At 62.8% G+C, this 18,422-nt stretch carries 17 protein-coding genes; 6 read left to right on the plus strand and 11 right to left on the minus strand.

The features are described 5' to 3' along the window. Positions 1-28 precede the first annotated feature (28 nt). Both NGR_RS01285 and NGR_RS01290 read left to right on the plus strand, forming a co-directional pair. On the plus strand, positions 29-955 hold the full coding sequence (locus NGR_RS01285) for a bifunctional helix-turn-helix transcriptional regulator/GNAT family N-acetyltransferase (protein WP_012706326.1): 927 nt from the start codon (positions 29-31) through the stop codon (positions 953-955). 141 nt (positions 956-1,096) lie between these two features. Further along, positions 1,097-1,864, plus strand: coding sequence for a 3-hydroxyacyl-CoA dehydrogenase (locus NGR_RS01290; protein ID WP_164924031.1), 768 nt, complete (start codon positions 1,097-1,099; stop codon positions 1,862-1,864). A 10-nt stretch (positions 1,865-1,874) separates the two neighbouring features. Here the strand turns inward: NGR_RS01290 and NGR_RS01295 are convergent, their stop codons facing one another. From NGR_RS01295 to NGR_RS01345, 11 genes are all read right to left on the minus strand, one after another. After that, positions 1,875-2,300, minus strand: coding sequence for a type II toxin-antitoxin system VapC family toxin (locus tag NGR_RS01295; protein WP_012706328.1), 426 nt, complete (start codon positions 2,298-2,300; stop codon positions 1,875-1,877). Then, positions 2,297-2,545, minus strand: coding sequence for a FitA-like ribbon-helix-helix domain-containing protein (locus tag NGR_RS01300; RefSeq protein ID WP_012706329.1), 249 nt, complete (start codon positions 2,543-2,545; stop codon positions 2,297-2,299). Before NGR_RS01300 ends, NGR_RS01295 begins: the two co-directional genes overlap by 4 nt. A 29-nt stretch (positions 2,546-2,574) precedes the next feature. Then, entirely contained in the window at positions 2,575-3,702 is a 1,128-nt protein-coding gene (locus NGR_RS01305) for an ABC transporter ATP-binding protein (RefSeq protein WP_012706330.1), read from the minus strand. Continuing rightward, entirely contained in the window at positions 3,699-5,963 is a 2,265-nt protein-coding gene (locus tag NGR_RS01310) for a glycoside hydrolase family 2 protein (RefSeq protein ID WP_012706331.1), read from the minus strand. Before NGR_RS01310 ends, NGR_RS01305 begins: the two co-directional genes overlap by 4 nt. Before the next feature lie 8 nt (positions 5,964-5,971). Continuing rightward, complete coding sequence (locus NGR_RS01315; protein WP_012706332.1) at positions 5,972-6,793, minus strand: carbohydrate ABC transporter permease; 822 nt, start codon at positions 6,791-6,793, stop codon at positions 5,972-5,974. Further along, on the minus strand, positions 6,790-7,689 hold the full coding sequence (locus NGR_RS01320; protein ID WP_012706333.1) for a carbohydrate ABC transporter permease: 900 nt from the start codon (positions 7,687-7,689) through the stop codon (positions 6,790-6,792). Before NGR_RS01320 ends, NGR_RS01315 begins: the two co-directional genes overlap by 4 nt. 118 nt (positions 7,690-7,807) lie before the next feature. Next, on the minus strand, positions 7,808-9,082 hold the full coding sequence (locus NGR_RS01325) for an ABC transporter substrate-binding protein (protein WP_012706334.1): 1,275 nt from the start codon (positions 9,080-9,082) through the stop codon (positions 7,808-7,810). A gap of 125 nt (positions 9,083-9,207) precedes the next feature. After that, positions 9,208-9,645, minus strand: a complete 438-nt coding sequence (locus tag NGR_RS01330) for a type II toxin-antitoxin system VapC family toxin (RefSeq protein ID WP_012706335.1) — start codon at positions 9,643-9,645, stop codon at positions 9,208-9,210. Further along, entirely contained in the window at positions 9,645-9,890 is a 246-nt protein-coding gene (locus NGR_RS01335; protein ID WP_012706336.1) for a type II toxin-antitoxin system VapB family antitoxin, read from the minus strand. Before NGR_RS01335 ends, NGR_RS01330 begins: the two co-directional genes overlap by 1 nt. Positions 9,891-10,015: 125 nt before the next feature. Beyond that, positions 10,016-11,086, minus strand: coding sequence for a LacI family DNA-binding transcriptional regulator (locus NGR_RS01340; RefSeq protein WP_012706337.1), 1,071 nt, complete (start codon positions 11,084-11,086; stop codon positions 10,016-10,018). Between the two features lie 69 nt (positions 11,087-11,155). Further along, on the minus strand, positions 11,156-12,091 hold the full coding sequence (locus NGR_RS01345; protein ID WP_012706338.1) for an AraC family transcriptional regulator: 936 nt from the start codon (positions 12,089-12,091) through the stop codon (positions 11,156-11,158). A 198-nt stretch (positions 12,092-12,289) separates the two neighbouring features. Between NGR_RS01345 and NGR_RS01350 the strand changes: the two genes are divergently transcribed. The 4 genes from NGR_RS01350 to NGR_RS01365 all read left to right on the plus strand — a co-directional run bounded on the left by NGR_RS01350 (position 12,290) and on the right by NGR_RS01365 (position 18,422). Next, entirely contained in the window at positions 12,290-13,762 is a 1,473-nt protein-coding gene (locus NGR_RS01350) for an alpha-glucosidase/alpha-galactosidase (protein WP_012706339.1), read from the plus strand. Between the two features lie 331 nt (positions 13,763-14,093). Then, positions 14,094-16,175: an ABC transporter substrate-binding protein gene (locus tag NGR_RS01355; protein WP_012706340.1), complete on the plus strand. Its 2,082-nt coding sequence runs from the start codon at positions 14,094-14,096 to the stop codon at positions 16,173-16,175. 109 nt (positions 16,176-16,284) lie between these two features. Next, complete coding sequence (locus tag NGR_RS01360; protein WP_012706341.1) at positions 16,285-17,298, plus strand: ABC transporter permease; 1,014 nt, start codon at positions 16,285-16,287, stop codon at positions 17,296-17,298. Continuing rightward, positions 17,295-18,422 (plus strand): ABC transporter permease, encoded by a 1,128-nt coding sequence (locus tag NGR_RS01365; protein WP_012706342.1) that lies wholly within the window; start codon positions 17,295-17,297, stop codon positions 18,420-18,422. The genes NGR_RS01360 and NGR_RS01365 overlap by 4 nt, the downstream gene beginning before the upstream one ends.

Raw genomic sequence — 18,422 nt, forward strand, 5'->3', positions numbered from 1 at the left:
AAGTCATGCTGCTTTCAAGGGAATGGAAATGCAGGTCGATCGGAGCGCGGTTGTCGGCGAAATCAGACGGTTCAACCGTTTCTACACGCGCACCATCGGCCTTCTCGACGAGACGCTGACTGAAAGCGCCTTCACGCTCACCGAGGCGCGTGTTCTCTTCGAACTCGGCCATCGCGAGAGTCCCGCAGCATCGGAAATCGCGACGGAACTGCGCCTCGACCCGGCCTATCTCGCGCGCATCCTGCGCAGATTCGCCGCCAACGGGCTCGCCAAGGCGCGCGCCGACGGCGCCGATCGACGGCGCCGGATATTGTCGCTCACCGAAAAGGGCCGGTCGGCACTGGCAGAGCTTCAGGCGGCGGCCGACGAGGACGTCGCGCGACTTGTCGATGATCTTTCCGATGAGAAACTCCGAGAACTCGACATCGCCCTCCGCAGGACGATGGAACTGTTGCGCCGGTCTCCCATGGAAACGCCGGTCATAACACTACGACCCCATCGTATCGGTGATATCGGCTGGGTCGTTCAACGCCAGGCGGTGCTCTATGCCGAGGAATATGGCTGGGACATCACTTACGAGGCCCTGGCGGCGGAGATCGGCGCCGCCTTCCTTCGCAATTTTCGGGAGGGTCGCGACTTCTGCTGGGTTGCCGAACGCGACGGGACCCCGGTCGGCGCAGTGTTCCTCGTATGGGAGGACGACGAGACGGCGAGGTTGCGCCTGCTCCATGTCGAGACGGAAGCGCGCGGCCTTGGCATCGGCAAGCGACTTGTCGACGCCTGCATCGACCAGGCGCGTGTCTCAGGGTACCGACGCGTGGTCCTTTGGACGAACGATGTCCTCGTCGCGGCCCGGACGCTTTATGAGCGCGCCGGCTTCCGGCTCATCGGCGAGGAAGGGCACCACAGCTTCGGCAAGGACCTTGTCGGCCAGACGTGGGAACTGGCGCTCTAGTATGCGCCCCAAAACCGACTTTGGGCAAAGACATACGTCAAAACAAAAACATGAGCACGGATCGAACAGCCAACGGCGGGAGGATGAGATGACGGTAGAGAATGCGGCCAGGCTGGGTGGCCCGGCATGCGGAGCACGGCCATGCTGATCCTCGACAAGGTATTTCTGGTCACCGGCGGCGGGTCCGGGCTCGGCGCGGCCGTCGCTCGGATGTTCGTCGCCGACGGTGCCCATGTGATCATCGCCGACGTCAATGTCGATGCAGGGACGGCGATTGCCGCCGAACTCGGCGCGCGTGCCCGTTTCGTGCGGACCGATGTGACGAGCGAGGCGGACGGCGCCGCCGCGGTGCAGGCGGCGCTCGACAGCTTCGGGCATCTCCACGGGCTCATAAACTGCGCCGGCATCGCGCCCGGCGAGAAGGTGCTCGGGCGCGACGGTCCGCACCGCCTCGACAGTTTTAGCCGTGCGATCGGCATCAACCTCATCGGAACTTTCAACATGATCCGGCTTGCCGCTGCGGCGATCGCCCGGGAGGAGCCGGATCTGGAAGGCGGCCGTGGCGTGATCGTCAACACCGCCTCGGTCGCCGCCTTTGACGGGCAGATCGGCCAGGCGGCCTATGCGGCCGCGAAGGGCGGCGTCGTGGCGATGACGCTGCCGATCGCGCGCGAACTCGCCCGCTCCGGCATCCGCGTCGTCTCGATCGCGCCCGGCATTTTCGAAACGCCGATGATGGCCGGCATGCCGCAGGAGGTGCAGGATTCGCTCGGCAAGAGCGTGCCCTTCCCGCCGCGCCTCGGCCGGCCGGGCGAATATGCCGCGCTGGTGCGGCATATCTGCGAGAACGACATGCTGAACGGCGAGGTCATCCGCCTCGACGGAGCGCTGAGGATGGGCGCGCGGTAGGTGTAACGGCCTATGGCCGATGATCCCAGGGATTGACGATCACGACGCCGGTGTCGGCGAAGTCGACGACGTTACGGGTCGCCAGCGCAGCGCCGCGGGAGAGGGCGATCGCGGCAATCTGGGCGTCGAACTGGCTGATGGGGCGGCCGCTCTTGCGCCGCCGGGTGGCAATGGAAGCGTAAGCGTCGGCGGCGTCGCTGTCGAATGCCAGAACGCGTCCGGAAAGGTCCTCGCGGAAGATGAGAGCGATCGCCGCTTCCAGCTCCCGCCGCGGGCGACCGTCGGGCATAAGTCGCACGCCGTAGAGGATTTCTGCCTCGGTGACGGTTGTCGTAAAGATCACCGCCGGCGGCTGCCCGGCAAGCCACGCCTCGACTGAAACTGACGGAGCGGGTGCCAGCAGGTCCGAGAGAACGTTGGTGTCGAGGATAATCAAGCCGAGAAATCCGGGGCTTCGCGAATTGGTTCGCGAGCGGGAAGCTCAAGCGCGACGCCCCCAAGCGGCGCAATGCGATCTCTGATCGCCGCGGCAAGATTGCGCGGCCGCCCTTCGCCGGTCGACAGTGCGGCGCGCAAGATATCGCGTGCCTCGTCCTCCATCGATCGCCCGTGCGCGGCGGCGCGAACGCGCAAGCGTTGCTTCAGCGCGTCATCAAGATTGCGGATCGTCATACTCGCCATGGATTGCCTCGTTCATCAATGATTGCATTTTAATCATCGATTGCAGGCATCGCAAGGTGGGCCTGTTCTGATCTTGGCTCCAGTAACCGCAACCGCTTGCCGCCCTCGTCGAATACCAACGCGCAGCCCGGGTCGAAGCGGGCGGCGATGCGGTCGCCGGATCTGAGGTCGCGGCCGTTCTTCGTTTCGATCACTACGAGCTCGCCATTGCCATGCCGGGCATAGGCGAAAGTCTCGCCGCCGAGATGTTCGAGCATGTCGATCGTCAGGTCGAGTGCTGCGGAGCCTTGCTCCTTGAAGTGTTCGGGGCGGATGCCGACGGTCACCGGCATTCCGGACGGTGCCCCCTTGAGACCGACGGGAATCTTCGTGTCGGCATAGTCCGGCAGCCGCGCATAGACTTCGCCGTCGACGGTCTCGATCACGCCCTTCAGAAAATTCATCTTCGGCGAGCCGATGAAGCCGGCGACGAAGAGGTTGGCGGGATCGTCGTAGAGGTCGAGCGGCGAGCCGACCTGCTCGACGACGCCGCCGCGCATGACGACGATCTTGTCGGCCATCGTCATCGCTTCGACCTGGTCGTGCGTCACATAAACGATCGTCGCGGCGAGTTGCTTGTGCAGCCTGGCGATCTCGATCCGCATGTGGACGCGCAGTTCCGCGTCGAGGTTGGAGAGCGGCTCGTCGAAGAGGAAGATTTTTGGATGCCGGACGATCGCACGGCCGATCGCGACGCGCTGGCGCTGGCCGCCGGAAAGCTGCTTCGGCTTGCGGTCGAGCAGGGAACCGAGTTCGAGGATGTTGGCAGCCTCCATTACGCGCTTTTGGATCTCGGCCTTCGGGACGCCGGCGAAGCGCAAGGCAAAGCCCATGTTCTCCCGGACGGTCATGTGCGGGTAGAGCGCATAGGACTGAAAGACCATGGCGATGCCGCGCTTCGACGGGTCGACATCGTTCATCAGCACATCGTCGATCGTGAGGTCCCCGGAGGTGATCTCCTCCAGCCCGGCGATCATCCGAAGGAGGGTCGACTTGCCGCAGCCGGAAGGGCCGACGAAGACGACGAACTCACCCGACTTGATCTCGAGGTCGACCCCCTTGATGACCTCGAAACCGCCATAAGACTTGCGGACGCCGTTGAGTTGCAATTCGCTCATACGCGCGCCGCTCCTTCGGATGTGGCGGAAAGGTCGAGTTTCGTTGTGCCGACACGCGACGAGGTGACGGTGACGGAAATGTTGCCCGCGGCACCCGTCGATCCCAGCCAGAAGCCGGTCGAGCCGCCCTGGAAGACGAGCCGGTTTGGGCCGATGAGCCGCGCCGGACCCTCAACCGCGATATCGACGGCATCATTGAGGAACGGCAGGACGTTGCCGACCTGGTCGAGAGCGCGGACGACGACGCGGACGCTGTCGCGCCCCTCGGCCCTGAGCGTCTTGCTGTCGGCCTCGACTTCGAGCGTCGTCGGCAGCGGATCGGCGACCATCCGGAGATGGGCGACCGCCTTGCCGCCGATGAAGCCGGTGAATTCCGCGCTTTCCCACTTCATCCCCCAGACGCCGAGCTCGTCCTTGGTGAAGTGGCGGTGGTCGATGACGACAGGGGCGTGCGGCAGGTGCGGGAAGGTCTCGCGGTCCGGACCGACGCGCTTCGTCAGCGAGCCGTATTTCAATTCGATCTCGTCGCAATTGGTGAGTACGATCAAGGGCAGCACGCCGCCGATATTGCGCTCGCCACGCGCCCAGAAGGTGACCGGCTTCATCACCACTTCCTCAGACGGCGCGCATTGGCTGGCATAGACGTAAGCGGCGAATTTCGGTTCGCGGAACATGTCCATGACGCCGTGATAGCAGATTCGGTCGCCGGAGCCGAAATCCTTGTGGGTGTTATAGTCGAACATGCACCAGCCGATCGCGCCGGAGATGCTCGGATCGCCATGCGCGGCGTTCAGCACCTCGAGGTGCCGGCGGACGTGCTCGGCCTGCCGCTGCTCCTGGTCGTAGATCTTCGTCGGATACATGTGGCCGCCGAATTCGGTGATGAGATAGGGCACCTTGCGGGAAAGCCCTGTGCATTCCTGCTGCGGGCGGAGGGCCGTGCGCGGCCGGTTGGAGCCGGGCAGTTCCTCGTTGCCAAGGATGAAGTCGTTCATCGTGTAGACGTCTTCGAGGAATTCGCTGTCGGTGATGTAGCGCACGCCGCCGGTCTGCCGGGTGGGGTCGAGCTCGCGGGCGAGCCGGTTCGTCTCGACATAGAAATCATGCGAATCCTGCGACTCGTTGATCCTGACGCCCCAGATGACGATCGACGGATGGTTCCAGTCACGCTCGATCATGCGGGCCACGTTCTGGATCGCTTCCTGTTTCCAGGCCTCGCCACCGATGTGCTGCCAGCCGGGGATCTCCTCGAAGACGAGCAGGCCGATGCGGTCGCAATGGTCGAGGAACCATTTCGATTGCGGGTAGTGCGAGGTGCGGACGAGATTGCAGTGAAGCTTGTGCTTCAAGAGTTCCGCATCGCGCTCCTGCGCGCTGCGCCCCATCGCATAGCCGACATAGGGAAAGGCCTGGTGGCGGTTGAGGCCGCGGATCTTCAGCGGCCGGCCGTTAAGCCGGAAGCCGTCGACCGTGAACTCCGCGGTGCGGAAGCCGAAATGGGATGCAAGCCGGTCGCGGCCGTGATCGGTGCGGAGCTGGACGTCCACCTGATAGAGCACCGGAGCGTCGATGTCCCAGAGCGACAGGCCCTTGAGGCCGGTCATATCGAGGGTGACACTTTCGCCGCTCGTCTCGCCGACCGCCTCGGCAAGGACCTCGCCATTGGCGTCTCTGAGGAGCGCCGTCACCGTGCCGGCAACGGCGAGGCCCTGCGGATTGGCGAGGTCGCAACGAACGCTGACGGATTTGGTGTCGCTCAGAACGTCGCGGGGCTCGATCTTGATATTGGCGATCGCGACCGGGTCGGTGATTTTCAGCCAGACGTCGCGATAGATGCCGGCATAGGTGAGATAGTCGATGCGGCCGCCGAAGGGCGGAATTTCCGGGTTCTCGCTGCCGTCGATCTTGACGGTGATCAGGTTGTCGCTCTCGCGGAGCCGGCCGGTCAGGCGCGCCTCGAACGGGGTATAGCCGTCCTTGTGGGCGATGATCTCCTCGCCGTTCAAGTAGACGACGGCATCGGCCATCGCCGCGTCGAAGACGATCGAGATTTCGCGGCCGGCGAAGTCCGGACGCCAGGCGATGACCTTCTGATAGGTGAAGGCGCGCTGATACGAGGTCTCGTCGAAATAGTTGAAGGGCAGCTCGACCGCATTGTGCGGCAGGCTGACCGGATCACCGGCTTGCAGCATGCCGGCATCGGCGGCGTTGAAGCCTTCGGAAAAGACCCATGAATCGTTGAATGAAGTGACAGAGCGCATCATCGTTCCTATTTGACTGAGCCCAGCATGCCCTGGACGAACTGGCGTTGCATGAAGAAGAAGACGGCAAGCGTCGGCAGCGTCGCCAGGATGGTGCCAACCATCACCACGCCGTAGTCGGGGTAATAGGCCGAGGCGAGCGACGAGATGACCAGCGTGATCGTCTTCGTCTCGTTCGACTGCAGCACGATCAGCGGCCAGAGATAGTTATTCCAGGCGGTCATGAAGACGATGATGAAGGCCGCCGCATAGGTGGAGCGCATCACCGGCACATAGATGTAGAAGAAGATCTGCCACTCTTTCAGGCCGTCGACTTTCGCGGCGTCGCGCAATTCCGAGGGGAACGCCTTCGTGCTTTGGCGGAAGTAGAAGACGATGAAGGCCGAGCCGATCGTCGGAAGCACGACGGCGATATGCGTGTTGATGAGGCCCATCTTGCCCATCATGATGAACAGCGGGATCATCAGCGCCGCAAAGGGGATCATCAGCGTCAGCAGCATGGCCCGGTAAAGGCGCTCGCGGTGGCGCGAGCGGAAGATCTCGAAGCCGTAGCCGGCGAGCGACGAGACGGCCAGTGTGAGCACGGTCGCGAAGATGGTGACCTTCGCCGAATTCCAGAACACCAGCGGCAGATTCACCAGTGTGAAGAAGTTGGCGATATTCGTCGTCAGCGCCTCGCCGGGCAGCAGCCGGCCCTTGATGATATCGATCGACGAATTGGTCGCCCCGAGCGCCATCCAGATGAAGGGGAAGATGGAGAGGAAGGCCATAAGCCCGACGAAACCATAGGTGAGGACGGCAGACGCGATATTTGAGGGGTTGGTTCTCATTTCTCGCGCTCCCTTGCCAGGAAGAACTGCAGGAAAGCGAGCAGCGCCACGAGCACGACGATAACGTAGGAGACCGTCGCCGCATAGCCGAAATTCGGCATGAAGCGGAAAGTCAGGTTGTAGATATAGAGTGACAGCGTCAGCGTCGCATTCGACGGCCCGCCCTTGCCCTCGGTCAGATTGTAGACCTCGTCGAAGAGCTGCAGCGTGCCGATCGTCGAGATTACCGTGGTGAAGAGGATGACCGGCTTCAACAGCGGAATGGTGATGTGGGTGAAGCGCGCCCAGGCCGGGACGCCGTCGATCCGCGCCACCTCGTAAATCGACCTGTCGATGTTCTGCAGCGCCGCGAGATAGAAGATCATGTTGTAGCCGGTCCAGCGCCAGGTGATGGCGATGATGACGAGCGCCTTCGCCCAGAAGGGATGCGTCTGCCACGGGATCGGCGAGGCGATGATGCCGATTGCCTGCAGTGTCGAATTGACGATGCCGTCGAACGCGAACATGCCCTTGAAGAGCACCGAATAGGCGACGAGCGAGGTGACGCACGGCAGGAAGATCGCGGTGCGGAAGAAGGCGCGGCCGACGAGCCGGGGATTGTTGAGCAGCGACGCCAAGATCAGCGCCAGCAGGATCATGATCGGTACCTGCACGACGAAATAGGTCATCGTGTTGGTGAGTGCCTTGATGAACACCGGATCGTTCCAGAGGCGGGCAATGTTTGCGAAGCCGGCGAACTTCATCATCATGCCGCGGCCGGACTGGAACGACATCCAGAGCGACCAGACGATCGGATAGACCATGAAGAGGGCGATCAGCCCGAGCGCCGGCGCGACGAAGAGCCAGCCATTGATGTCATAATATCGGCCGATGCCGCCGCGGCGGGCGAGAGCCATCGTCAACCTCATCGAAAACGGGGATCACTGGCTATGGCTTGGGGCGCCACGGCCGGCAAGCGGCGGAAAGGGCAACCTGCCGCCGAGATAGAGGCAGGCTGCCCGATGCAACACGCGGCTATTGGATATGACCGCTGATCTCGGTTTCGATCGCCTTCAGCGCGTCGTCGACCGGCATGCCCTGCGTCAGCGCCGGCAGTTGCGCGGTGACTGCAAGATCCGCCTCGTTGGTGAACACGCCGTAGTTCACCGACGGCACCTTCACCAGCCAGTCGGAGAAGTTCTGCCACACCTTCTCGCCGCCGAAGAACGGATCGGCCGCCTCGTAGGCCGCGCCGCCGCGGGCGGCAAGCAGCGAGCCGACAGCGCCGCGATCCTGCAGGATCTTCTGGTAGAAATCGATGTCCTTGCCGTAGATCTCATTCAGGAAGTCGATGGCCTCGGCCTTTTCCGCCGAGCTTTCAAGCACGTACCAGCTCGATCCGCCGAGGTTCGAGGCATGTGTCGCGCCTTCGATCGACAGCGCCGGGATCGGCGCCACGCCCCATTTGCCGGCCTGGTCCGGCTGCGCCTTGACGGTGCCGGTGATCCACACACCGGTGACGACGCTGGCGACGTCGCCGGAGGTGAAGGTGCCGACCCAGTCGGACCAGCCGTTGGCCGGCTTGTAGATATTGGCGGACATGATCTTGCCGACGGTCTCGACCGCCGCCTTCAGCGCCGGGTTGCCGGTGATGTTCGGCTTGCCTTCCTTGTCGAAATACCATTGGCCGGCCGACTGCATGATGATGCGGACGAGGCCGCCATCGTTCGGGTCGAGGCCCATCATCTTCTTGCCGGTCTTCGCCTCGACTTCCTTGCCGATCTCGATGAAGCGATCCCAGGTGAGGTTCTGCATGTCTTCGGGCTTGAAGCCGGCCTGCTCGAGGTAGTCCTTGCGGTAATAGAGCCCGGTGACGCCGGAATCGAAGGGCATGCCATAGACCTGGCCGTCGACGGTCATCACCTCGACCTTGTAGGGCGCGAAACCGGAATAATCGACGGTACCGGATAGGGGCGCAAAGGCACCCGGGAAGGATTGCAGATATTTCTGCGCGCCGTAGTCCTCGATCAAGACAATATCGGGCAGCGCGTCGGCGGTGCCGGAGGCAAGACCGGTCTGGAGCTTCTGCTCGACGTCGGTCTTGGCGAAATCGACGACGTTGAAGGTGACGTCCGGATGCGTCTTGGTATAGCGCGCGCCCGCTTCCTTCATGATCGCGACGTTAAAGTTCGGATCCCAGCACCAGATGGTGATTTCTTTCGCCTCGGCGGCGGTCACCGCCAGAAGGCTCGCGCTCGCAAGCGCCAGAGCGGCGATCCGCGGCAGATGGGCACGCGCGAAATTGTCCATGCATTCCTCCCTCAAGGTTCGTTCCCCGAGACAGTCCTCTCTGTCTCTGGGGCGGAGTATTTCCTAAAATCGGAGGGGACGCAATATTTTCAGTAAATTTTTACTCGGCTATTTTCTGAGCCAGCTTACGCCGGCTCGAGGTCGGTCTGGGAGAAATCATCGCCCTTGAAGAGCAAGGGGAGGCGGTAGGTTTTCGCGCAGGCATAGGAGAAGCAATCTCCGAAATTGAGCCTTGCGGGGTGGGCCACCACGCCGCCATAGGTCCGGCACGCATCGATCGCGGTGCGATGCATTGCGCTGTCAATCGTCAACTCTTTCGCGCCGATCGTCTCAATAAAAGCCTCGACATGCTGTTGCGCCAAATCGATCAGGTGCGGCGGGATAGGCACTTGGTTTCCGAGGGCGCCGTCCCGCTTATTGCGGGCGAGGCTGATGACCGCCTCAAATATGGAGAGCGAAGAATAGTAGATTGGCGTTGCCGCATTTTCGATCTTGGCGATCAGGAGATCGGCGTCCTCCTCGTCGCCGAGGATCGCGACGATGGCTGAGGCATCCAGGAACATCAGATATTGCCCCACTGTTCATCGGCAAATTTCTTCATATCAAAGTCGGGATCATCCGGCCCCATGGCGCGAACCTCGTTTTGAAGCCGCTTGATTCGGTCTTTCAAGGGAACAGCTTGTCTGGCGCGTTCCAATTCGTTGAGCAGCGCCCGACGCACCGCCTCCGTCTTGTTGGGAGCATTGATCGCCTGCTGGACCTGTTTCGCAAGTTCGTCGACTGCGCCATCGCGAATATAGAGTGACATCGGGGCATTTCCCGTATATTCCAGATTGAATATACACATATTCTAGTCGGAATATACGGCGGCGGCAAGCGCCGCAAGGTGGCGCCGACCGTGATATGCGACCGGCAGGGATCATGCGTAAGCGTCTACACGGACCGCAGCTCTTCGCGGGCGGCCATTGATCGGCCTGGTTCGCGATCGACCGGCTGGGGCGTGCTTCCCCGCCAGACCATCTCGGTTCCGAGAACCACCTTCTTGGCGACGTCGCGCCCGGAAAGGCGCTCGAGCAACAGGTCGACGGCGGTTTCGCCGATCAGCTCGGCCGGAATCTTGACGGTCGAAAGCGGCGGCCCGAGAAATTGTGCGACGGGAATATCGTTGAAACTCGCCACGGCAATGTCCTCGGGGATCCTCAGGCCCATCTCCTGAATGGCCCGGTAAGCGCCGAGCGCCATGTTGTCGTTGCAGGTGATCAGGACCTTCGGGGGATTGGGCTTCGACAGCATCGCCTTTGTCAGCGCGTAGCCGCTGTCGGGCGTCATCCGCTCGACGAGGCACAGTTCCGGATCGTAGAGCCCGGCCTTCACCATCCAGTCGATAAAGGTCCGGCAGCGACGCTCAGAATGGATGTTTTCCGGCTCGTGGAAGGCGTCGATCCAGCCGATGAAGCCGATGCGGCGATAACCCATGCGGTGGACTGCTTCGAGGAGCCGGGTCATGGCCATCGCGACGTCGCTCAACACGCTGTCGTCCGCATCGCCGGCGGGCGCGTAATCGGCAAAGACGAGATGGCGGCTGTGGCGGCGCAGCCATTCGAGCGCCTCGCCATAATAGTGACCGACCGCAACGACGCCCGATGCGCCCTCCAGGATCGCCGCTTCCGGCGGGCTGCCGGTCGGCACGACCTTGACGATCTCGCTCTTCATCGCCTGACAGCGGCTTTCGATGCCGAGCCTTACGCCGACATAGTAGGGATCGGCCAGTTCCTGGGCCGGCTCGAGGAAATGGACGAGCGCAATCTTCTGCCCGGCGCCGACCCCTTGGGCCGCCGCCCGGCCACGGTTGCGCGGCGTGGCGTAATTCAGCGCCTCGGCCGTCTCAATGATCGCCTGGCGTTTCCTGGTGGAGATCGACAGGGTCGGGTCGTAGTTCAAGACCCGCGACACGGTCGCCGACGACACACCGACAGCCGCTGCGATTTCTTTGATTGTCACCATTTTCTTACGCCCCGCCAGTCAGTCGCGTGCTTCGCGTCTTTTATTTAGTAAAATTTTATCGCGCAGATTTCAATCGCAAGCGGCAGCCAGCGTGGTCACCGATTCACTTATCTTCGGGGTTTTCGCCGGTACGCTGGCATACATACCGGTGGTGCGGAACTCCGTCGGGCTCGCGCCGAAGACGCGGCGGAAGACCTTGGCGAAATAATTGGGGTCGTCGAAGCCCGACAGGATAGCCACTTCCTTGACCGGCAGGTCCGCCGTCTTGGTCAGGAGCTTCACCGCCCGTTGCAGCCGCTTCTGCAGCACGAATTCGGCCGGCGGCATACCTTCGCTCGCTGCGAAGATGCGGGAGAAATGCGCGCGGCTCAAGCCGGAGACGCGGGCCAGTTCCTCGACGGGCAGCGGTTTCTCCAAGTTCGAAAGGATGTGGTCGATGACGTGCTGCATCTTCCGATACTCTTCACTGATGACCGGATGCGAACCGAAGACGTCGTCATAGAGCGCCATTGCTGCCTCGTAGGCGATTGCCGAGGCGCTGCCGGGCATTTCGCCGCCGGTGATGAGGCGCAGGCTGCAGTCGGCCAGGTGTTCGACCGTCTCCGGCTGCAGCTTCAACACCGGGCCGGTGACGGCGAGAATGGCGCGGTGGATGCGCAGCGCCTCCTCGCCGTTCATCGAGATCCAGAAGAACTCCCAGCGCCCGGCCTCCTCCAGCCAATAGCGGTGGTTGTGCGGGACGAGCAGCAGCAGCGTGTCGCCCTCGCGCAGGCGATAGCTGCGGTGCTCATAGCGGAGGTTTCCGGCGCCGCCGATCGTGTGCTGCAGCACCGTGAACGGCGTCTGGCCGCGCTTTCGCCCGTCCCAGTCGTAGCCGCCATCGGTCCTGATTTCGTAGCCGGTGCTCGTCGGCATGGTGTGCAGGCTCTGCCTTCCCCGCGGCAGCGAAACGGTCCGCATCACCGGGCCTCGGTCGATCAATTGCTGCAGCACAGAATTACCCATGAAAGCACAATCCCTCTCTAGTCGTGCGTGGGATTATACACATAATGGCCACAGATCGCGCAAGACGCATGGCTAACCGGTGTCTGGAGCAGGGTTTTCGGTGAAAACGGTCCGCCGCTCGTGGCCGGATCAATTCGATGAACTGATTTTACCCTTATAGCGCGAAGATCGACATTCGCGAGGAGGAATTGAACGAAGATGGCCAGCTTCAAGATCGCCATTATCGGCGCCGGCAGCGTCGGTTTTACCAAGAAGCTCTTCACCGACATCCTGTCTGTGCCGGAGCTCCGCGACGTCGAGTTCGCCCTGACGGACTTGAGCGAGCACAATCTCGGCATGATCAAGTCGATCCTCGACCGGATCGTCGGGTCGAACAATCTGCCGACGCGAGTGACGGCAACCACAGATCGCCGCAAGGCGATCGAGGGTGCGCGTTACATTATCAGCTGCGTCCGCGTCGGCGGCCTCGAGGCCTATGCGGACGACATCCGCATTCCGCTGAAATACGGCGTCGACCAATGCGTCGGTGACACGATCTGCGCCGGCGGCATCCTCTACGGCCAGCGCAACATCCCGGTGATCCTCGATTTCTGCAAGGACATCCGCGAGGTGGCCGAGCCGGGCGCCAAGTTCCTGAACTATGCCAACCCGATGGCCATGAACACCTGGGCGGCGATCGAATACGGCAAGGTTGACACGGTCGGTCTCTGCCACGGCGTCCAGCACGGCGCCGAGCAGATCGCCCAGATCCTCGGCGCCAAGGACGGCGAACTCGATTATGTCTGCTCGGGCATCAACCACCAGACCTGGTTCATCGACGTGCGGCTCAACGGCCGCAGGATCGGCAAGGACGAACTCGTCGCCGCCTTCGAGGCGCATCCGGTCTTTTCCAAGCAGGAAAAGCTCAGGATCGACGTGTTGAAGCGCTTCGGCGTCTATTCGACGGAGAGCAACGGCCATCTCTCCGAATACCTGCCCTGGTACCGCAAGCGTCCTGACGAGATCACCAAATGGATCGACATGTCGGACTGGATCCATGGCGAGACCGGCGGGTATCTGCGCTATTCGACCGAGACCCGCAACTGGTTCGAGACCGAATATCCGCGCTTCCTCGAAGAAGCGGGCAGGCCGCTTTCGACGATCAAGCGGTCGAACGAGCATGCGAGCCACATCCTCGAGGCGCTCGAGACAGGACGCGTCTATCGCGGGCATTTCAACGTCAAGAATGATGGCGTGATCACCAACCTGCCGGCGGACGCGATCATCGAATCTCCTGGCTTCGTCGATCGCTTCGGCATTAACATGGTGTCCGGCATCACGATCCCCGAGGCCTGTGCCGCCACCTGCAACGCGTCGATCAATGTCCAGCGCATGTCCGTGCATGCGGCGATCACCGGCGACATCGATCTTCTGAAGCTCGCGGTGCTTCACGACCCGCTGGTCGGGGCGATCTGCACGCCGGAGGAGGTCTGGCAGATGGTCGACGAAATGGTCGTCGCCCAGGCTGAATGGCTGCCGCAATACGCCCATGCCGTCGACGCGGCCAAGGATCGGCTCGCCCGGTCGACGGTGAAGACCCGCGAGTGGACCGGTGCCGCGCGGCGCGAGGTGCGCTCGATCGAGGAAATCCGCGCCGAGAAGGACGCCGCGAAGCTGCGCGCCGCCGGGTAGGTGGCGTGGCTGGTGATAACCGCTACCGCTCTGGCCCGGAACTGCCCCTCTCCTCGGTTTAACCCGAGGACTAGCCCTCTCCCCGCAGGCGGGGAGAGGGGACTGAGTGGATGCCGCGAGTCCCTTCGCCTCGCCTGCGGGGAGAAGGTGGCCGGCAGGCCGGATGAGGGGCAGTCCCCGGCCAGCGCGGCGTACGCGCGCGGGCCAAACCGTCCGCGTATCGAAAATACAGCCCCAAGAACACCTGCGTGAGGAGACGCGGATGCTTTTTGAGGCAGGAGGAATGCCACCCGTTCCGGGATGGCAAGTTTAGGAGGGAGAACCTGAAACAATGAAAACGCATCGACTGACAACGACGGCCAGCCTGCTGATCGGCATATCCGCCTTTGCCGTGCAGGCCTTTGCATCCGAGCCGACCGTGGTGCCCGAGCAGCCGCCCGTTCCGGCGCAGGGCAAGATCACCTATGTGCCGCGCGATTCCATTCTCGAGTTCAAGGCCTTGCCCGAATATCACGAGCCGGAATGGGTAACGGAGAAATTCGTCAAGGCCGGCAAGCTGCCACCCGTCGCCGAGCGCCTGCCGAAGGAGCCGATGGTCTTCAAGACCGGCAACATGCCGGACGGCGCTGGCGTCTATGGCGACGTCATGCGTCATGTGATCGGCGGCCGGCCGGAAGGCTGGAACTACAGCGCCGGCCAGACCCAGGGCTGGGGCGGCATCGACATCGGCATGTCGGAATGCCTGACGCGCACCGCACCGCTCTACCAGGTGGAGGCCAGCGACGTCGAGCCGCTGCCGAACCTCGCCAGAAGCTGGGAGTGGTCCGAGGACGGCCACAAGCTGACCATGCATCTCATCGAAGGCGCGAAATGGTCCGACGGCGACCCCTTCGACGCCGACGACGTGATGTTCTACTGGGACGACAACGTCGTCGATCCGAACGTTTCGCCGCTGAACGGCGCGACGCCCGAGACCTTCGGCGAAGGAACGACGCTCAAGAAAATCGACCAGAACACCGTCGAATGGACCTTCAAGGAGGCCTTCCCGCGCCAGCACCTCTATGCCATGGCCTATGGCACCTTCTGCCCCGGCCCGTCGCATATCCTCAAGACCAAGCATCCGAAATATGCCGGCACGACCTACGACCAGTACAAGAACGGCTTCCCGCCGGAATATATGAACATTCCGGTGATGGGCGCCTGGGTTCCGGTCGCCTACCGGCCGGACGACATCATCGTGCTGCGCCGCAATCCCTACTACTGGAAGGTCGACGAGGCCGGCAACCAGCTGCCCTATCTGAACGAAGTGCATTACAAGCTGTCGACCTGGGCCGACCGCGACGTTCAGGCGATCGCCGGGTCGGGCGACTTCTCCAACCTCGAGCAGCCTGAAAACTTCGTCGAATCGCTGAAGCGCGCCGCCAACGAAGCGGCACCGGCCCGGCTTGCCTTCGGCCCGCGCGTCATCGGCTACAATCTGCGCTTGAACTACTCGGCCAATGGCTGGGGAGAACCGGACGAACGCGCCCAGGCAGTCCGCGAACTCAACCGCAACCTGGATTTCCGCAAGGCAGTCACCATGGCGGTCGATCGCAAGAAGCTCGGCGAAGCGCTGGTGAAGGGCCCCTTCACGGCGATCTATCCGGGCGGGCTTTCCTCCGGCACCAGCTTCTATGATCGGAACTCGACCATCTACTATCCGTTCGACCTCGACGGTGCCAAGGCACTGCTCGAAAAGGCGGGGCTGAAGGACACGGACGGCAACGGCATCGTCAACTTCCCTGAAGGCACCGCCGGCGGCGCCGACGTGCAGATCGTCATGCTCGTCAATTCCGACTACGGCACCGACCGCAACCTTGCCGAAGGCCTCGTCGGCCAGATGGAAAAGCTCGGCCTCAAGGTGGTGTTGAACTCGGTCGACGGCACCAAGCGCGACGCGACGCAATATGCCGGCAAGTTCGACTGGCTGATCCGCCGCAACGACCAGGAGCTGACTTCCGTCGTGCAGAACACGACGCAGCTTGCCCCCACTGGTCCGCGCACCAGCTGGCACCACCGGGCCCCGGAAAGCGGCAAGGTCGATCTCCTGCCGCACGAGCAGGAACTCGTCGACATCGTCAACAAGTTCATCGCGAGCAACGACAACGAGGCGCGCGCCGATCTGATGAAGCAGTTCCAGAAGGTCTCGACGGAGAATGTCGATACGGTCGGGCTCACCGAATATCCGGGAGCGCTGATCATCAACAAGCGCTTCTCGAACATTCCTCCGGGCGCGCCGATCTTCATGTTCAACTGGGCGGAAGACACGATCATCCGCGAGCGCGTCTTCGTACCGGCCGACAAGCAGGGGGACTACGAGCTCTATGCCGAGCAGCTTCCCGGCAAGCCCGGCGACAGCGGCCCGAGCAACTGAACGTGATCGTCTCCCCCGGCTCCTGACTTGTCGGAGCCGGGGGACCGCCCTTCACCCCGCGGAGTGCCGCGCCAGCACTCCAACGGAAAACCGACAGAAGGAAACGGCCATGTTCAGGTTTCTGCTTGTCCGCATCGCCTCTGCCATCCCGGTGCTGTTCGTCCTGAGCGTGGTGACCTTCGCCATCATCCAGGCGCCGCCCGGCGACTACAGCGACTACATCCGCTCGCAGCTGATCAACCAGGGCGGCGCCTCCTTCGAAGAGGCCGACGCGCAGGCGCAGGCCTATCGCAAGGAACACGGTCTCGATAAGCCGCTGCCCATCCAATACGCCAACTGGGTGACCGGCATCGTGACGCGCGGCGACTTCGGCCACAGCCTCTATTACAACAAGCCGGTTGCCGACGTCGTCGGCGAGCGCCTGCCGCGCACGCTGGCGCTGGCGCTGGTCTGCCACATCCTCGCTTCGGTCATCGGCATTGGCTTCGGCATCCTTGCCGCTACACGGCAATATTCCTGGGTGGACAGCCTGCTTTCGACCGTCTCCTTCCTCGGCATGACGGTGCCGCGCTTCCTGATGGCGCTGATCATCGTCTATGTCCTCGTCTTCCATTTCAATGTGAGCGAGATCAACAGCTTTCATTCCGCCCGCTATGGCGGCGCGCCCTGGTCGTGGGACAAGTTCGTCGATCTGGTGAAGCATGTCTGGCCGGTCGTGGCGATCGCCACGTTCGGCGGGCTCGCCTACAACATGCGCGTCATGCGCGGCAACCTGCTCGACACGCTGAACGCCCAATATGTCGAGACGGCGCGCGCCAAGGGCCTGAGCGAGGGCGCCGTCGTGATGCGGCATGCCGTACCGAACGCGCTGCACCCGCTCATCATGTATCAGGGCGTCGTGCTTCCCTACATGCTGACCGGCGAGATCGAGACGGCGATCATCTTCGCGCTGCCGACCGTCGGGCCGGCGATCGTCGGCTCCATGTGGGTGGGTGACGTCTATGTCACCGCAACCTTCATGCTGGTGCTCTCGGCAACGCTGATCGTCGGCAACATCATCGCCGATATGCTGCTCGCCGCGCTCGATCCGCGCGTGCGCATGGGAGGAGGGGCCTACGCATGACCATCGAAGCCCACAGCACCGTGCCGGTCGCAATGCAGCCGGAAGAGAAGCACCACCACGAGAGTTATACCGCCCTTGTCTGGCGGCGCCTGAAGCGCTCCTGGACGGGCCTGCTCGGCCTGATCCTCGTCAGCCTCTTGATCCTCATGGCGATCTTTGCCGATTTCCTGTCGCCGGTTGATCCGAAGGCGACCGGCGTCGCATTCGCACCGCCACAGGCGATCAGCTTTACCGACAAGGACGGCAACTTCGTCTTCTCGCCGCGCAGCTACCCGGTGCGCGAGACGGAGGAGCTCGACCCGATCACCTTCCAGCCGGTCATCGGCCCCGATTACGAGAACCCGCAGATCCTCGGCTTCTTCGTCCAGGGCGCGCCCTACAGGCTCCTGGGGCTGATCCCGGCCGAGCGCCATTTCTTCGGCGCCGTCGACGGCACGCCGGTGCATCTGCTCGGCACCGACAAGTTCGGCCGCGACGTGCTGTCGCGCATTCTCTACGGTTCGCGCATCTCGCTGATCATCGCACTGACGGTGGTGTCCATCGTCACCGTGGTCGGCACGACGGTCGGCATGGTGTCGGGCTATTTCGGCGGACGCTTCGACGCCTGGATGCAGCGTTTCGTCGAGCTCGTGCTGGCCTTTCCGCAATTGCCGCTCTACCTGGCGCTCGCCTCGCTGATCCCGGTGACGGCGCCGACCAACGTCTTCCTCGCCTTCGTCGTCATCGTGATGTCGGCGCTCGGCTGGGCGCAGATGTCACGCGAGGTGCGCGGCAAGACCTTGGCGCTGGCGCGGATCGACTATGTGCGGGCGGCGATCGCCATCGGCGCGACCGACCGGCGCATCATTTTCCAGCACATTTTCCCGAACGTTATGAGCCATGTGATCGTCGCCGTGACACTGGCCATTCCGCAGGTGGTGCTGCTCGAATCCTTCCTGGGCTTCCTCGGATTTGCGGTCAAGCCGCCGCTCATTTCCTGGGGGTTGATGCTGCAGGACACGGCAAACTACTCGGCGATCGGATCCTATCCGTGGATCCTCTCGCCCGTCGCCTTCGTGCTCGTCACCGTCTTCGCCTTCAATGCGCTGGGTGACGGCCTGCGCGACGCAATCGACCCTTATTGA

This window comes from Sinorhizobium fredii NGR234 (assembly GCF_000018545.1).
In the GTDB taxonomy this organism is placed as follows: Bacteria; Pseudomonadota; Alphaproteobacteria; order Rhizobiales; family Rhizobiaceae; genus Sinorhizobium; species Sinorhizobium fredii_A.

Coding starts and splice junctions, on each gene's coding strand:
- NGR_RS01325 (WP_012706334.1), bottom strand. CDS start 9,082: ATGGACAATTTCGCGCGTGCCCATCTGCCGCGGATCGCCGCTCTGGCG.
- NGR_RS01290 (WP_164924031.1), top strand. CDS start 1,097: ATGCTGATCCTCGACAAGGTATTTCTGGTCACCGGCGGCGGGTCCGGG.
- NGR_RS01320 (WP_012706333.1), bottom strand. CDS start 7,689: ATGGCTCTCGCCCGCCGCGGCGGCATCGGCCGATATTATGACATCAAT.
- NGR_RS01285 (WP_012706326.1), top strand. CDS start 29: ATGCAGGTCGATCGGAGCGCGGTTGTCGGCGAAATCAGACGGTTCAAC.
- NGR_RS01330 (WP_012706335.1), bottom strand. CDS start 9,645: ATGTTCCTGGATGCCTCAGCCATCGTCGCGATCCTCGGCGACGAGGAG.
- NGR_RS01335 (WP_012706336.1), bottom strand. CDS start 9,890: ATGTCACTCTATATTCGCGATGGCGCAGTCGACGAACTTGCGAAACAG.
- NGR_RS01340 (WP_012706337.1), bottom strand. CDS start 11,086: ATGGTGACAATCAAAGAAATCGCAGCGGCTGTCGGTGTGTCGTCGGCG.
- NGR_RS01345 (WP_012706338.1), bottom strand. CDS start 12,091: ATGGGTAATTCTGTGCTGCAGCAATTGATCGACCGAGGCCCGGTGATG.
- NGR_RS01315 (WP_012706332.1), bottom strand. CDS start 6,793: ATGAGAACCAACCCCTCAAATATCGCGTCTGCCGTCCTCACCTATGGT.
- NGR_RS01300 (WP_012706329.1), bottom strand. CDS start 2,545: ATGGCGAGTATGACGATCCGCAATCTTGATGACGCGCTGAAGCAACGC.
- NGR_RS01355 (WP_012706340.1), top strand. CDS start 14,094: ATGAAAACGCATCGACTGACAACGACGGCCAGCCTGCTGATCGGCATA.
- NGR_RS01305 (WP_012706330.1), bottom strand. CDS start 3,702: ATGAGCGAATTGCAACTCAACGGCGTCCGCAAGTCTTATGGCGGTTTC.
- NGR_RS01350 (WP_012706339.1), top strand. CDS start 12,290: ATGGCCAGCTTCAAGATCGCCATTATCGGCGCCGGCAGCGTCGGTTTT.
- NGR_RS01365 (WP_012706342.1), top strand. CDS start 17,295: ATGACCATCGAAGCCCACAGCACCGTGCCGGTCGCAATGCAGCCGGAA.
- NGR_RS01310 (WP_012706331.1), bottom strand. CDS start 5,963: ATGCGCTCTGTCACTTCATTCAACGATTCATGGGTCTTTTCCGAAGGC.
- NGR_RS01360 (WP_012706341.1), top strand. CDS start 16,285: ATGTTCAGGTTTCTGCTTGTCCGCATCGCCTCTGCCATCCCGGTGCTG.